We start from the raw sequence: 16,424 nt of genomic DNA on the forward strand, positions 1-16,424 counted from the left end.
AGGATCAGTAATTTCCGCAGTAACTGAATAGTTACCGTCTGCTGTCACTTTATCCGCTGGAATAGTCACATCCGCTTTACCTGCAGCCACTTCATCCGCTGTCAGTGTGTGTTCAACAGTATCAGTGCTACCATCAGGTTTGGTGATTGTTAGAGTGAGTTTATCCCCTTCAGCGCTACCACCCGGTACAGTCACTTCGGTTTGCACGCCGTCTTTTAACTCATCAGCATTCACACCATCTGCCGCTTCTGGAATAGTCACTACCGGTGTTGTATCTACCACACCGTCACCGTCGGTATCCCCCGGAATTTGTTCATCAACAGCAAATTCCACTTTATTCCCTTGTTTTGGAGGATTACTTCCTTGAGTTATACTAACATCAACACTGTTTTGGCCGTTTTGTACTGCGTCTTTCGGAATATCTATTGACACTTTGCCTGCCACGACTTCATCTTTCGTAACAGTATGTGTAATAGTTTCAGTGGTGTTATCTGGACGAGTGATGGTTAGCGTAATTTCTGCGCCTTCCACGGTACCTTCTGGCAAGGTGACTTCTGCTTGTAAACCGTCTTTCAGTTCATCCGCATTTGCATAGCCATCCTCTACTTCTGGAATACTTAAAACTGGTACATCTGTTACAGGATCTGGTTTTGCTGTTACAGTAACGTCATCACTTTTATTACCGCTCGGATCTTTTGCACTTGCGGTAACGTCGCTATTATCTTTTATCTTGTCATTAGGAATAGTGACATGATCGTTATCTGTATCAGGAATTAAGTCCGGATTGCTCGATGTCCAGCCATTATCATCTTTCTCTAATGTGACAGTATTTGAGTTACCATCTTCATCTTCAAAAGTAACATCTACAGAATCACCTTTGTTTGCATCTTTTGGTAAATCGATAGAAACAGAACCATCATCTTCAGCAGTTAATCCCGGTTTACTTGGTGCAGTGACATCTGCATCATTACCTTTATTGTCACCACCATGATTTTTATTAGCTAAAAAGATCGCTAATGCACTACCGATAGAACCCGCAACCCATAAAAATAGGCCAATTCCATCATCATTATCAGAAAGAGTACCTGTTTCACCAGCAACTAAATGCTCTAAAACAGGACCATCTTGAGTAATAGTGGCTTCCCCCATTACCCCATTTTGATCTAAGACATTTAAAGTTGCATAACACTGTTGCTCTCCTGGTTTGCATTCTTCCCAGAAATCTTTAATTACAACTTCAAGATCTTGTTCTTTACTAGATAAAATAAGATCATCCGATTTACGAAGTGCTTTAATATCTAGTGGTGAAAGATTTGTTTCAGAATCAAATAATTGATAAACCTCATTTGGCTTTGCCGTTATTACATGCTTTGCATGCGGATTTAACTGCACTTGTATATCTGAATTTTTTTCAGAAAAGATAAATTTCATAATAATTACCTAGCATTAGAATAGAACCTCTAAACAGAAGATACTTGCTGTTTATTTAAAAATTTCTTTATTAAGAATTAGTTACAAAACGATATTCTTTCCTTTTTCATTCTCCTTACATTTACATTTTTTTATCTTTATGAATATATTCACAATTACAATCAATAATTATTCTCTTTTTACTGTCTAATATTTTTATAAAATGAAGGATGGAAATATTTAAAATAAAGCAAACTTCTACTAGTGTAGAAACACTCCATTTAACATCACCTCGTTCTAGGCGAGAATAATGTTGTTGACTTATATTCATTTTCTTTGACATATTAATCCCTGTCAGTTTTTTAGCCTTCCTTATAGCTTTAACCTCGTTTCCTATTACATAATTAATATTCCAGCCATACATCTTAATTACCTAATTCAGGGATAAAGATAGAAATACTACAAATACAATTTCACTTAAGTTCAGTGTATCACCTAGCCTCACGCCCCAAATCAAACAAACAAATAAATAAATGCCACAAAATAACAAACAAGATATCTATCAACAAAATAGCTCACAGAAAAAAAGATAAATTGCCACAACTTTTAATTAAATCGCCAAAAATGTTAAAACAGATCCTTATAATCAAAGTTATACTCACATTCATGTAAGTAACCTTGAAAAAATTAGTCTTTAACCACGCTGCTTTACACAAAAAATAACACTAAAAGATAAATAAATATCACTATTTGCTACCCTGCGATAAATGTAATTTCATTTATAAAAATAAAACCATAGACTGATCATTAATATTTATCATTACTATTTAACTAATTTAATTTGGATTAAAGTGAGTCTATTTACATGAAAGATTACTATTTTCATTTAAAAAACTTAACCCTATCTAATTACATTATGCTACTAACAAAAGACAGCGAAATACGAATAGAAACAAATAATTTTAAAAAATCAATAAATAAAAACAGTATTGCTCTAATATCAAAAGATATAAAGTTCGATGTATATTTTTCTAATATAAATAAACCAACATTACTTTATTTATCTTGTGATGTTCTTAGAGATGCGTTAAAAATAAATCTTGCCTCTAACCATCTTAGATTAAAAGAGAATGCGCAGAATATTGAAAATAATATTTTAATAAAAAAGGCTCAACCAGAAGATATTCTATTATTTAATAAATTAAAAAGTAAATTTAACAATGAAATTGTCACGTCTGATAAAATAGAACATGAATATATATTAAAAATAGCATGCTTATTGAGTGGATTAGAAATAAATATGATGGGTTTTATCTATGAGATGTATAACTCATCATATACAAATAAAATCATCAATATCATTAGTGAAGATTTAAGTTATGAGTGGACAATAAAAGATATTAGTAAAAGGCTATATATTGGAACATCATCTTTAAGAAAAAAACTCGAGGCTGAAAAAACAAGCTTTACTAAAATATTAACAAAAACAAGAATGGAACATGCTATAAGTTTATTAACAACAACAAATTTAAATATCAATACTATATCAAATAAATTAGGGTATAAAACAACTTCATATTTTATAAAAAAATTCAAAGAATATTACAATACAACACCTAAAAAATTACTAAAAAATCATACTACAGGAACGAAATAATCTAATGAACATATATTACTTTTATCTTTCATATCGTTGATATTAAAAACTTCAATATCATAGCTATCTCTTTTTTTAGCCTTTAACTTTGGTAGCTCTCTAAAATAAATAACATTAGATAATATGAGATATTCATCCCATGTACCATAAAATGAAAATTTATAATACCTATCACCATTTGTAGAAACAAAGGTTTCATGTTTATTAGTAAATTCAAAAAAATTATATACAGCTAAAATGTTCTTAGTGGAGGTGGTTCTTTCACATCTATAATATACGTTTAAATAAATTTCAGAACTATTTTTTATTAAGTTTTTTAATTTATCTATTTTATTTTTATTCTTAAAACCTAATCCCGTTCGAGCAACTTTTGCCTTAAGCTCAAAAGGAATATCAACATAAAAAACACTTTCCTCATTTTCAGAAGGTAACAGACAAACAAAGCTCTCACTATTCATTAAGTTAGGGAAAGTTAAATATTTGTGTTGCGGTATATAATCAGTAAAATCCCAGTATGCACAGCTCCGGTAAGCACTTGGTGTTATTTTAAAGTATCTTTTAAAAGCTCTTGAAAAATTCTGTTGAGAATTAAATTGATAAGTGATTGATATCTCTAACACAGAGAGATTTGTTAATCGTAATAAAGTTGCAGACAACGATAACCGTCTCGCGAGGATATACTTAGCAATCGTATTGCCAGTACAACTATAAAATAAATCTTGAAAATGCCTTTTACTGTATCCTGATTTTTTTATAACATCATCTTGAGATAAAGGGCTATTTAAGTTTTCTTCTATCCAATCTAGGATAGTCTGCAAAATATTTTCTTTCAAAATTTAGCCTTATACTAGCTATAAGATAGTAATATTCATTACATTAGCACAATAATTATTTTTATCATGCAAAATAAATAAAACAAATTACTTATTGAAGTATCCTTCACATATATTCCGTCATTGTGATAAAAAAGTCATTAAAATTTCAAGATTTTCCTAAAAAATCCGTTCTAGTGATACCTAACAGGAGCAGATAGCCAAGAGCTGATTGATAAACGCAACTTAGGGGTAACAACGTGATGCTGTATGTGGATAATACTCTACGCTAAAGGTAGAAAATAGCTCTCTTCAGCCCACTATTTTAGTGGGCTGTGTTTATCTAGACTATTTTATAAATTAAGTAATTTAATAAACTAATATAGTTAATAAAAATTAAAATTTAAAAAACTCGTCACTATTAACATTTAATTATGATAAAAAAACAAATCTGTATATAATATACCACTGCATTAATATCAAAAACCAATAATTATATAATTAAACCTAATTACTCATTATATTTTAACCATAAAATATAAAATATTTTAACAATCAATTATATTCAGTACATAAAATCCATATTAACTCATACTCTGAAAAGAATGAAATAAATGAGATATTAATAAGAATCACTCTTAATCTATTTATGCGATCTCTCTCTAAAGATAGGAAATTAACTTAGGATTAATAGTGTAGAAATGATAGCATAAAAAATGCTATAAATTAACTTTATAATTTACATGACTTTAGTTTAAATTAATTAAAAAATTTTAAATACATTGTATTCAATTTATTAACAAGCAAGATAATACATATCTTCATTAATAATTATTTAAACGTACTACTCTAATGTTTAGATTAAAGTTATCGAAAAAATTATTCTATTTCTGTCTGGGTTAAGTCATTTTTATACTCGACAAGTAGCTACACAACAAAATACTTTCAATAAAAGTGGGCGTACTATGAAAAGCATGTTTACGACTCGGGAGCTCCCTGACGTAGATCGGTTTTCCGTATTCAGGGATACAATAAAAGACCGCTTTTTATCGTCTTATGAATGCAATGAAGTCGAATTACCTCCTCATTCTCGATTTTATGCCAATATTGTCGAGCAGAAGGTGAAGAATATTCGCTTTATTCAGTTAGAGTCTAATGGTCACTGGGCAAGTAGCACCCCTTTAAGTAATAAACTCAGTCTCGAGGAGCATTTCCAAATAGAGCTACAACGCTCTGGTACAAGCCATCTTACTCAAGATGGAAGGACGGCATTTCTACGACAAGGTGACTTTTGTATTTTTGATATGGCAAGACCCGTATCATGGTCTTTTGATAACGATTACTCATTATTTAAAATTTTGATCCCAAGAGAAAAACTGGCTCCACGTTTAGGAAATACCCAAAATCTTACCGCAAGAGCAATACGAGGAAATAGTATCACTGGCTCATTAGTGTATAGCTTTGTGATGCGTTATATTCCCTTCTTAGATTCAATGCCACAACAACATGCACAACAACTTGCCGATATTTTATTAAATTTAATTACGTCAGCTTTCAGTGAATACAGTATTGCAACGCCACCTCAAAGCTTAGGAAGATCTACACTGTTTTATTTTGCTCAGCACTATCTCGAGCAACATCTTTCTGATCCTGATCTCAGTGTGAATGAATGCGCAAATGCCTGTGGGATCTCCGTGCGCTATTTACAGATGTTATTTAAAGAACAAAATACATCTGTAGTTCGTTGGATCTACCAAAAACGTCTTGAGAATTATAAAGCAGCTTTAGTTAATCCTCTCTTGGCAGAAAAAAACATTACACAATTAGCTTATGAATGTGGATTTAGCGATATTTCCAATTTAAGTCGAAAATTTAAATCCGAATTTTTTATGACACCATCAGAATATCGAAAAATACATTCTTTAAGATAAATGAATTAATTATCGCCCCCCTCTAATGAAAATTTTGGAGGTTATTCTAGAGGGGGAGGATAGCGTTATCACATCAGCCGTAACGAAATTCAATGCCTAATGTTCCACACGGATATTCCCATTTTTTTAAAATCGTCTCGCCACATAACACACGGCAAGTACCGCATTCTAAACACCCAGCATAATCAAAAAGGTATTGTCCTTTCTCATCTTTTTTATATAACCCGGCGGGACAAGCTTTCATTAAGATTTCAAATTGTGCAGGATCAATATCATCCTTTAAGATGATATGCGGGTTTTCTTCGTCCACATTAAATTTATTGACGCCTAATTTAACGTCTACGTTAACTTGACTCATAAAGAACGTACTCCCTTAAATCCATCTTTAATTAAGTTCATGACACCGACTTTCTTAACTTGAGACAGTATTTTCTTACGAACAGGTTTTTCAGGGCCATTAATCACGAATAAGTCGTGCATCACGTTAGCTGCCATTTGCGGATAATCGGTGAAGAATCTGGTGTTATCAAGGAAAGATGGTAAATCTTTGTATAGCTTCATATCTTTCATAACAAAGCTGTCATTTAATAAAGATTGATAGCAACTTAATTCTTTTTGACTATAGCTGTTTTGCTCTTTCGCCATTAATACCGCTTTTGCAGCCGCCTCACCTGACGCAATCGCTAAATCCATCCCTCTTACGGTATAGCCAACATTAAGGCAAAATCCAGCCGCATCTCCCGCAACCAATACGCCATCTTTGACTAATTCAGACACCATATTCATGCCACCTTCTGGCACCATATGCGCTGAATACTCTAATAATTTACCCTCTTTGATAAGTGGCGCAACAACAGGATGCTGTTTAAAATCTTCTAATAATTGAGGAACCGTTTTTTCGAATTTATCGACATTATGTAGCCCCAAAACAAGGCCTAAAGAAACGGTGTTTTTGTTGGTATATAAGAATCCACCACCTAAATATCCACCTGATGGAGCACCGGCAAAAAGCCAAGCTAAACCTTCATCATTAGTACAACCAAATCGGTCTTCCATTTGTTGTGGTGTGAATTCTAATAACTCTTTAACCCCTACAGCCACTGTGTGAGGATTAACTTTTTGTGTCATTCCTAACTGTTTTGCTAATAACGAGTTAACACCATCAGCAAGGATAACCACATGGGCTTCAATTTCATCATCACCCGCTTTTACACCGCACACCTTGCCCTCTTTCACCAGCACTTCATCCACACGAACACCGGTGATCACTTGTGCGCCAGCGTCTTCTGCTTTTTCCATTAACCATTGGTCAAATGAAGAACGTAATACAGTATAAGAACGCGCGGCTTCCTCTTCTTGCTGAGTATGTTGATAATCTAAAGTGACCCCATCAGTTTCCGTTAGCATGGAAATTTTTTCACGTGTCACAAGGCGTTCAACTGGCGCTTCTTGGGCAAAGTTGGGAATGATTTTTTCAAGACTATGCGCGTATAAACGTCCCCCAGTCATATTTTTACTGCCAGCGAAATTACCTCGCTCTACGACTAAAACATCACACCCTGCTTGTGCTAATACATAGGCAGCAGTACCACCAGCAAGTCCACCACCCACAATAATGGCGTCAAAAATATCGTCTGACATATATTCCTATCCTTTTATTATGTGTGGTCGCTTAGCAAATTATCACTAAGCGACCTACGGTGATTAGCCGCCGAGCTTCGCGGTTAATGCAGGTAACACTTTATAGAGATCGCCAACAATACCGTAATCCACCATATTGAAAATTGGGGCATTTTTATCTTTGTTGATACCAACAATGATTTTTGCTCTATCCACCCCCACCATATGTTGAATTTGTCCTGAAATACCGACAGCAACATACACATCCGCACCTAAAGTCACGCCTGAAACACCAATGTAGCGATCATGTTCCATCCAACCTTCGCCTTCAGCAATTGGACGAGAACAACCCACTTCACCTTGAAGCGCCTTCGCTAATGCTGACGCTAATGTAAGATCATCTGCCTTACCAAAACCGCGTCCAACGCCCACAACACAATGCGCTTTACCTAAATCAACGGTACTGCCTTGTTTAGGCTTACGAGCTAATACTTTTAATGTATGTGCGGGGGCGATAAAGGCACTTTGCACCACTTGTGCATTGGGTGCTTCTTTGATGGCTTCTACATCTAATGCACTGCCCACAGTGGCAATAGCATAAGGTGAGCGAATTTCTGCTTTCGCATGCGCTAAACCGCCATAGACTTGATGTGTAGCAATCACACTATTATTTTCAATCGCAAGACTTAATGCATCACTAACAACGCCCGCTTTTAACGTCACACCTAAACGAGCTGCAATCACTTTTGCACGTTTTGATGCAGCAAGTAGAACCAATGTATTCTCACCTGCCTCCTTAATAATTGCGGCAAAAGAGGCTGCATAATCTTCAGCAATCACACCGTCTTGAGGAGTAAAGCAATAAACACAATCAGCACCTAAACTGACACACTCGCGCGTGCTTTCATCATCACCAATAAACAGCACATTAACCTTTTCACCAAGACCACGAGCAAACGCAATCAGTTTTGCTAAATCATCCGCTTTTTCGGCATAAACAAAGGTAGTAGGTAGTAAACTAGCCATTTTTAATCTCCTTATTGATTAACCGCTTGGCGTAAATATTCAGCAAAAGTGGCAATGTTTTCATCTGAATCACCTTCTAAAATAATACCAAGACGTTCAGACTGTTCTGGCACACAAACTTGTGTTTGCACAACTGTCAGAGCAGAAATATCAACACCAATATCGCCTAATCCTAACTTTTCAACTGGCTTTTTGTTCGCCGCTAAAATGGCTTTCATTGAAGGGAGTTTTGGTGTGTTTATACTCGAAGTTACACACACAACAGCGGGTAATGTAAGTTCAAGTTCTTCAGTGATATTTTCTAAATCGCGTTCAACAATGATTTTGTTGCCTTCAACGGTGATTTTGTTTACGGCATTCACACAAGGTAAACCTAAATATTCACCAACAGCTAAACCTGTTTGTTGTGCATATAAATCGCCAGAACCTTCACCAAAAACTAATAAATCAAAACCTACTTTTTGTGCAGCTTGCGCAATAATATTAGCGGTATCCGTCGAATAGAGCGCATGACATGCATCATCAGCGACCAGTGTTAATGCATCAGGGCCACGCGATAAAATATCTTTTTTGATTTTCGCGTTTTCAACCATGGCACCTGTTCCCACACTTAATGCCGTTACAGTGCTATCACCAAGGGTAGACGCAATTTCTACCGCGGTTTCAATTGCATTTAAGTCATACAAACTAATTTTTAACCCCGCATTATCGGTTGCGAGTGTACGATCAGGCCGTGTTGTGATGTCTTGTTCGTCATGAACAACCTTACAGCAGGCAATAAGTTTCATAATTCACATTCTCCGTTTTGCACAATGCAACAAATTAATAAGCTCAAATCTCATTACGCTAAAATATGTTTAGCAATAACCATGCGTTGCACTTCACTTGTGCCTTCAAAAATCTCAGTAAGTTTTGCTTCACGCATCAAACGTTCAACAGGATAGGATTTGGTGTAACCCATACCGCCATGTAATTGAACGGCTTTTTGAGTCACATAAGTGGCGGCTTCTGCTGCATAGAGTTTGGCTTGAGCAGATTCACGAGTATAAGGAAGCCCCGCCATTTTGGCGGCAGCTGCGCGATAAACCAACATACGTGCGCAATCAACACGAGTTGCCATATCCACTAATACCCATTGGATCCCTTGATTAGCAGCAATAGGTTTACCAAATTGAATACGTTCTTTGGTGTAAGCAATCGTGGCATCTAATGCACTTTGCGCGATCCCCAGTGCAAGCGCAGAACAACTTAAACGTCCACCATCTAAGGTTTCCATCGCGATATTAAAGCCTTTACCTTCTTCGCCTAACATCGCGCTAGCTGGAACCACACAATCACTGAAACTTACAGAGCAGGTTTCTGAGCCGTTCATTCCCATCTTGTCTTCAGGTAATCCGATGCTGATACCTGGGTTATCACGCTCAACTAAGAATGCAGTGATCCCTTTTACACCTTTGCTTTTATCTGTCATCGCAAATACGATAAAGAAAGCACCTTGAGGCGCTGCGGTGATCCACAATTTAGAGCCATTAATCACATAGTTATCACCTTGGCGAACGGCAGTGGTTTCTTGAGCCGCAGCATCACAACCTGCACTAGGCTCTGACAAACAGAAGCACCCTAACTTTTCACCAGAAACCACTCCCGGTAAAATGCGGGCTTTAGTCTCTTCATCAGCATATTTTTGAATAATTGGCCCGGTTAAAGAACATTGTGATCCCATTATCATGGCGTGAGAGGCGCTCACTTTTGCCATCTCTTCTGTGGCTAATACATAGCTAATTGCATCGGCTTCTGTACCGCCATAAGCTTCATCAATATTGAAACCAAAGAGTCCTAATTCAGCCATAGGGGCGACGCTTTCACTTGGAAAACGGTGCTCTTTATCAATTGCACCCGCAATTGGTTTAATCTCGTTTTCAACAAACTCTCTGACCATATCGCGGATCAGGACTTGTTCTTCTGTTAGCTGAAAATCCATGTTTATTTTCCTCTGAGAATATTTATGGTTATCTCTATGGCGTGCGATTTCACGTTTGTCGCCTTATCGCACGCATTAATCGGTTAACGCTATTGCTACATCGTCGCTATAGATGCGGGTAAAAAGGTGTACAGCAGCAACATAAACATCATGGCTAATAAAGGGATAGCGAGGGTTAATGTCCCCACAGGGCCGTATCCCTCTTTATGGCTGACACCGCAGACGCTAAAGACCGTAATAATCAATCCGTTAAATGGTGGTGTTGTACTCATAGATGCCATTGTGGCGACACGGTGTAATGAACCTTGATCAACGACGGTGGCAGGGAACATCGCAGCAATCATTGGCATGGCGATACTTAACGCACCCGAGCCTGAGCCACTGATAAATACCAGAGCACCAACGGAAATCGCCGTCACGACAAGGGGATTAAGACCGGATTGCGCAATCGCTTGGAATGATTCTTTGAACGCAGGTAGCGTCATGACTAACGCCCCAAATCCAACAATCACTGCCGTGTTAAAGAGGGAGGTCACCCCTTCCATCGTCCCAGCGGCCAAATTAGGGACAAGTTTTTTCCAATCGAGATAGCGTATGTACACAATCAAGGCTGCAATAATGGCGCAGAACAGTGCAATAGCCGGATCCCATTTCAGGATATTCAGCACAACAAGCAAGATCAGCATAGGGAGTAATGCAACGATCACATTTGGTAATTGACGATCTTTTTTACCCTCTTCTGCTTTCGCTGTTTTTTCGTCTTCAACCCAGCCTTCACCTTTTGCTTTTACACGCTTAAATAACCAAGTGAGATAAATAATCACTAAGGTGACTTGGAACAACGCGGTCAACATCCCCGGTACTAAACCGGCTGTTGCTGATGTACCTAAGAACTTCATTGGGATAAGGTTTTGGATCTGAGGCGATCCCGGCATTATCATCACAAACGTACCCGCACCTGCAAAATAGACGGCCGGAATAAGTCTGCGAGGAAGATTCGCTTTGCGGAATAAACTCACCATCATTGAATAAACGGTAAACAGTGCAACAAACACAGAAACACCGCCGTAGGCTAAAATGGCACAAGCCGCAACTAATGAAGGAATAACAGCTCTTTCACCAAATTTACCAATAATAAAAGAGGCAACACTATCAGCAGCGCCACTGATAGCGGTTAATTTGCCAAAAATCGCACCAAGTACGAAAATGAAGAAGAAGCTACCAAAATAACCACCTAATCCGCCGGTATACACTTGTAATAGTGCGTCAACAGGATTAAGCATATCTGGTGATACAAGCCATGCAGTCACAGCAAGAAATAGGCTGGTAGTAAAGACAGAAATGAAGATATGTATACCTTTCATACACATGATCATTAATATCGCTAGCCCAATGATTAAACAAATAATACCCATGATTGCCCCACTTATATGTGTTAGGGTTCAATTGACCTGCGTCAATCACGCAGGTCTTTTGTGACTATTAATTAATGTTGTTAAGCAGAAAGCACATCAGCAAAAGTTTGCAGCGCCGTTCTTGCCTGTTCATATGTTTTAGTTTGCTGATCGATTTCGATAATGATGGAAGGAATGCCTTCTCTATCGAGGAATTTCTTCACAATAGGGGCATCAAACTCTTCAGGATCACAGAACTTCGTTAGTAAATAGACGACACCATCAGCACCCGTTTTTTTCACCATATCGGCAATTAAACGACCACGTTTTTTCTCTGGATCATACAAAAGTGAGCATCCTTCAAGCTGAGCAATTTGCTCAGCCATCGCTTCATAAGGTGCTTTGTTTTCAGGGATATCTTGGCGAAACTGACGAGATTCGTGCGCCACTTCATCAGCCACAATGGCCATCTTGTTATCCGCTAAGATTTGTAAAATAGAAGGGCTATCGGCAATAATGCCTGTCACGACAATTTTGTGCCCTTTCCACGGTTCAGGAGATAAGGCTTTGCATTGTCTAACGATGGTTTCAACCACTTTCGTATGTTCAACAACATCCATAAAATAACCACTTTTGATCACGGTATTACGACGTTGTGGTGTGATTAAGTTAGGATGAAGCGCCGCCATCTCTGAAAACTCGCGTAACGCAGCGCGACGCTGATTAAACAGATGAATGGCATTTTTTAGTGCCTCATCTGTCACAGGTTGACCTGAAATTTCCCCTAATTGCAGTGCAATTTTTTTGTATTGTTCGGTTAAGAAAGCAATACCTGCTGGGGTTTTACGATTTTGTGGATGCACCAATTGGATAAAGGGCACGTGTGGCACACCGGCTTTCCAGTTTTGTCCTAAGCATTTTAAGGTGTCACAAAGAGAAGGAATTAAGGCAGCAGACAATTTATTTAATGCCCCATCTAATCCCATCTCAAGTGAAGAAAGTGCCAATGCGCAATAAAATGGAGGAAAATATTTCTTCGCTTCTGAGATCTCACGTCCTTCCGCGCCCCAAATACCAAAAGGCACCATACCTGCCGCATAGACAATTTCATTTGGGGTATATTCAGGAAAACAACCAACAACCTTTTTACCACTACGAATAAAATCATCTAATTGAGCAACAGGGTTATCCACCACGGCTTGCAATTCATCAAACAATTCCGTTAATGTTTTCATTAGATGTCTCCCTTTTTCATTTCTGCTTTGTTAGCAGCCATAATTTCAGTCAATGCTTCAACACGGGTGACATACTGCGCTTCAGAGAAAACTCGAGGATCTGCTTGGTCGCCATCAAAAGTCACGGTTGGGATCTTAAGTTCATGACGAATACGGCGCTCAATTTCAGGCATAATGCCACTCCAGAGCTTGCAACTACGGTTAACGTGAATAATCGCACCATCAACTTTATTCTGACGGCTCACATCAATACGCATATCAGCTGCACGCTCAACAGAAACACAATTAGGGACGTAAGAGTAAGCACGCATCATCTCGTCACTGTTTTGATAAATCACCCCAAATGCGGTGGCGTAAACAGTGGCAGTCACGTTAATACCTTGTTCTTTTAACGGGGTAGATGTAGCACGCAAGTAAGGCCAGCAGGCAATACCTTCAAAGAGAACGCGGTATTTTTCTTCACCGCGATAAGTTGATTTTTTCTCTTTGATATTCTGTTCCATCTCTTCACACAGTTGCTCAAAAGCCAGTGCGGCTTCTAATTTGCCGCGCGCACAAACAGCAACAGCCATGTGATTAAACAGATCAAAACCATTCATTGGAGAGGGCTCATATTGGCAATATTCTGCCGCTTTTAACCATGCACGCCCTGTACGTTGTGAAATTTCACAGACTTGTTTAAATTTCTCTTCGGAGAACACTTTGCCAGTGACTTTTTCAAGTTGTTTAATCGCATCATCAAATTGAGCTTGAACGTATTTCACCGTGACATCATCGGTGTCATAGTCATTTTTATAAGGAATATCGATCAGGATCATCGGGATATTCAGCTCATAAGCGATATTTTCATACCATTTGATCATGCAGTTACAGATGTTGTTACAGCACAGTAAGAAATCTGGCTGTGGCATATCCATCTCTTCACACTGTTTAATATCCATGTAAGAGAGACTGATACGAGCATAAGCACAGATATCGTTGGAATATCCCATGCTTTCTGCATGCTCACACATTTTTAAACCCGCGCCTTTCGCTGCAATCGCAGCTGCTTGGTTTTCAGGGTAAACTACACATAAACCTAATGTTTCAGCGATTTCTTGAGGGAAGTTAGAGGCACACCACCCTATTTTTTCACCGCTATTTTTTGCATCCCACGCACGCTGATATGCATCAGCGGCAATTTTTTGCAGTCGTTTTTTCGCAGGAATATAATCCGGCGCATTCATATCTACATTGCTCATTTTGATGTTCCTATTGTTAACGCATCGTCTTCCAGTTGATGGCGGTACGCTTCAAAGGCATAAATGGCGGCACCTATCGCCCCGTTGTATTGTGATAATGGTGAGGTGGCGATAGAGGCGTTCAGCTCTTCGCTAACATAACGAACAACTTCAAAATTACTGGCAACACCGCCTGTCATAACAACAGGGGCTTCAACGCCGACTCGTTTTGCAAGACCGGCAATACGACTAGCCACAGAGCGGTGAATGCCATTAATCACGTCGGGTATTGTTTCGTTATTCGCGAGATGGGAGATCACTTCCGATTCAGAGAACACGGTACAGGTTGAGCTAATCGTGACTTTTTTCGTGGACTTAGCGCCCTCTTGAGCGAGATCGGAAATCTTGGTTTCTAATACTCGCGACATCACATCTAAAAAGCGTCCTGTACCCGCAGCGCACTTGTCATTCATCACAAAGTTTAATAAGCGACCGGCACCATCCATATGAAGTGCTTTAACGTCTTGGCCGCCGATATCAATCACCGTTTTCACGCCCGGAAAAAGAAAGTGCGCGCCTTTTGCATGGCAGCTCAGTTCACTCACTTCTTTGTTGGCTTCTTTCAGAGAATTACGGCCATATCCTGTTGCGCAGATCCAGCTGATCTGACTGAGATCGCCACCAAATTGACGCAATACTTCAGCAATCGCTTTTTCAGGCCCAGACGTTCCTGCACCCACTGATGCCAGCGATTTAGCGACAATTGCGTCACCATTTTTCATGATGATGCATTTTGATGCAGACGATCCGATATCAACGCCCATTGTGAAAATGTCTTGTTGCATGCCTTTGCTCTCCTGAAAATTAAAAAAATAAGTGGGTTATTCTTTCCACGTCATCACATCTTTATTGGCTTCAAGGTTGGCAATTTCTTCTGCGCTATACCCTAATTCAGCTAATACAGACGGAGTGTCTTCACCCAACAAAGGACCACGGCGGTATTCAGGTAAACCACTTTCTAAGAAATCAATCGGTGGACGAACTAAGGCTTTTTCACTGCCATTTTTGTATTTCATGTTGTAGAAGGTGTTGATTGCCCAAGCTTGTTTATCTTCCAACACCTCTTCCCAAGTTTGCGCAATACTGAATGGAATATCGTTTTGGGTGAAAATATCAGCCCACTCTGACGCCGTTTTTTGCTCAACTTGTTGCCAAATCAGGTCATATAATTCAGGGGAACGATTATTTTTCGCTACTTCCTGTAGACGTGTATAACGAGCGTCTTCCGCTAAATCTGGACGACCAATACATGAAATAAAGGTTGGATAATAAGCATCGTAAACAGGCATACAGACTTGAATAAAACGATCATCTTTCGTTTTATAAGCCAAAATAAATGGACTGGTTGTTGTACGACGATCAATTGGATAAGCTTGACCATAATCTGGGTATTGTGCCGCTTGGATCATAATCGCTTGGGTGTAAATAGAGGTATGCAGCAAGTTTGTTGAAACGTACTCGCCTTGGCCGATATTTTTAGCGCGAATATAAGCGGCTAAAACACCTGAAACCAAACCTAATGCACACTGGTGATCACCAAGACCGGGGATCACATTCATCGGTACTGTGCCCTTTTGGTACAGTGAACCTAAAATACCGCCACGAGCAAAAAATGCGGTGTAGTCAAAACCGGGTAAATCTTTGTCTGGCCCTTCATCGCCATAACCCGTCACGCTGGCATACACTAATTTGGGAAAACGTTTTTTCAGTGTTTCATAATCAAGACCGGCACGTTCTCTCGCGCCAGGACGCCAGTTAGTTAAGAAAATGTCTGCTTTTTCTAACAGTTCAAACAGGATTTTTTTCCCTGCTTCTGTTTTCGTATTTAACACAATCCCACGTTTATTAGCGTTTTCTAAATCAAAACTGGTGTTTTCATGTTGATCTAATGGGCGACCTTCTGTTGGTGCTGTATAACGTAAGTTATCGCCACTTGGAGATTCGATTTTGATTACATTCGCGCCCATATCAGCTAAAATACGTCCCGCTGCAGGTACTGCGATAAAGGTCGCCAACTCAACTACAGTGACGCCTTCCAGTGCTTTATGACTTGTCATTTCTTCTCCTAATTATTTTTA

General features: G+C 38.6%; 14 protein-coding genes and 1 pseudogene. 2 read left to right on the forward strand and 13 right to left on the reverse strand.

Annotated elements, in window-relative coordinates:
- Together DK858_RS18195 and DK858_RS15970 are read right to left on the reverse strand one after the other, a co-directional pair.
- A pseudogene (locus DK858_RS18195) lies at positions 1-1,431 on the reverse strand (beta strand repeat-containing protein); the annotation flags it as partial.
- A gap of 121 nt (positions 1,432-1,552) precedes the next feature.
- Positions 1,553-1,834 carry a helix-turn-helix domain-containing protein gene (locus DK858_RS15970; RefSeq protein WP_109398241.1) on the reverse strand — a complete coding sequence of 94 codons (282 nt, stop codon included), beginning with the start codon at positions 1,832-1,834 and terminating at the stop codon, positions 1,553-1,555.
- A gap of 441 nt (positions 1,835-2,275) precedes the next feature.
- Between DK858_RS15970 and DK858_RS15975 the strand changes: the two genes are divergently transcribed.
- Positions 2,276-3,067: a helix-turn-helix transcriptional regulator gene (locus DK858_RS15975; RefSeq protein ID WP_109398242.1), complete on the forward strand. Its 792-nt coding sequence runs from the start codon at positions 2,276-2,278 to the stop codon at positions 3,065-3,067.
- Here DK858_RS15975 and DK858_RS15980 read toward each other — a convergent pair.
- Positions 3,046-3,900, reverse strand: coding sequence for a helix-turn-helix domain-containing protein (locus DK858_RS15980; RefSeq protein WP_109398243.1), 855 nt, complete (start codon positions 3,898-3,900; stop codon positions 3,046-3,048). The two genes, DK858_RS15975 and DK858_RS15980, sit on opposite strands and share 22 nt — an antisense overlap.
- A gap of 944 nt (positions 3,901-4,844) precedes the next feature.
- Here DK858_RS15980 and DK858_RS15985 point away from each other — a divergent pair.
- Positions 4,845-5,810 (forward strand): helix-turn-helix domain-containing protein, encoded by a 966-nt coding sequence (locus tag DK858_RS15985; protein WP_109398244.1) that lies wholly within the window; start codon positions 4,845-4,847, stop codon positions 5,808-5,810.
- A gap of 73 nt (positions 5,811-5,883) precedes the next feature.
- Here the strand turns inward: DK858_RS15985 and DK858_RS15990 are convergent, their stop codons facing one another.
- The 10 genes from DK858_RS15990 to DK858_RS16035 all read right to left on the reverse strand — a co-directional run bounded on the left by DK858_RS15990 (position 5,884) and on the right by DK858_RS16035 (position 16,403).
- A complete protein-coding gene (locus DK858_RS15990; RefSeq protein WP_109398245.1) occupies positions 5,884-6,168 on the reverse strand; it encodes a ferredoxin family protein in 285 nt (94 codons plus the stop codon).
- On the reverse strand, positions 6,165-7,451 hold the full coding sequence (locus DK858_RS15995) for an FAD-dependent oxidoreductase (RefSeq protein ID WP_109398246.1): 1,287 nt from the start codon (positions 7,449-7,451) through the stop codon (positions 6,165-6,167). The genes DK858_RS15990 and DK858_RS15995 overlap by 4 nt, the downstream gene beginning before the upstream one ends.
- Before the next feature lie 63 nt (positions 7,452-7,514).
- Positions 7,515-8,456, reverse strand: coding sequence for an FAD-binding protein (locus DK858_RS16000; protein WP_109398247.1), 942 nt, complete (start codon positions 8,454-8,456; stop codon positions 7,515-7,517).
- Between the two features lie 11 nt (positions 8,457-8,467).
- The gene (gene fixA / locus DK858_RS16005; protein ID WP_109398248.1) at positions 8,468-9,244 is read right to left on the reverse strand and encodes a putative electron transfer flavoprotein FixA; all 777 of its coding nucleotides are present in this window, start codon (positions 9,242-9,244) and stop codon (positions 8,468-8,470) included.
- A 53-nt stretch (positions 9,245-9,297) separates the two neighbouring features.
- A complete protein-coding gene (locus DK858_RS16010; RefSeq protein ID WP_109398249.1) occupies positions 9,298-10,437 on the reverse strand; it encodes an acyl-CoA dehydrogenase family protein in 1,140 nt (379 codons plus the stop codon).
- 95 nt (positions 10,438-10,532) lie between these two features.
- Positions 10,533-11,852 (reverse strand): GntP family permease, encoded by a 1,320-nt coding sequence (locus DK858_RS16015; RefSeq protein ID WP_109398250.1) that lies wholly within the window; start codon positions 11,850-11,852, stop codon positions 10,533-10,535.
- 80 nt (positions 11,853-11,932) lie between these two features.
- Positions 11,933-13,066 carry a 2-hydroxyacyl-CoA dehydratase subunit D gene (locus tag DK858_RS16020; protein WP_109398251.1) on the reverse strand — a complete coding sequence of 378 codons (1,134 nt, stop codon included), beginning with the start codon at positions 13,064-13,066 and terminating at the stop codon, positions 11,933-11,935.
- A complete protein-coding gene (locus DK858_RS16025) occupies positions 13,066-14,307 on the reverse strand; it encodes a 2-hydroxyacyl-CoA dehydratase subunit D (RefSeq protein ID WP_023582973.1) in 1,242 nt (413 codons plus the stop codon). The genes DK858_RS16020 and DK858_RS16025 overlap by 1 nt, the downstream gene beginning before the upstream one ends.
- A complete protein-coding gene (locus DK858_RS16030; RefSeq protein ID WP_109398252.1) occupies positions 14,304-15,131 on the reverse strand; it encodes an acyl-CoA dehydratase activase in 828 nt (275 codons plus the stop codon). Before DK858_RS16030 ends, DK858_RS16025 begins: the two co-directional genes overlap by 4 nt.
- A 36-nt stretch (positions 15,132-15,167) precedes the next feature.
- Complete coding sequence (locus tag DK858_RS16035; RefSeq protein WP_109398253.1) at positions 15,168-16,403, reverse strand: CaiB/BaiF CoA transferase family protein; 1,236 nt, start codon at positions 16,401-16,403, stop codon at positions 15,168-15,170.
- Positions 16,404-16,424 lie beyond the last annotated feature (21 nt).

The organism is Proteus faecis (assembly GCF_003144395.1).
GTDB classification, from domain to species: Bacteria; Pseudomonadota; Gammaproteobacteria; order Enterobacterales; family Enterobacteriaceae; genus Proteus; species Proteus faecis.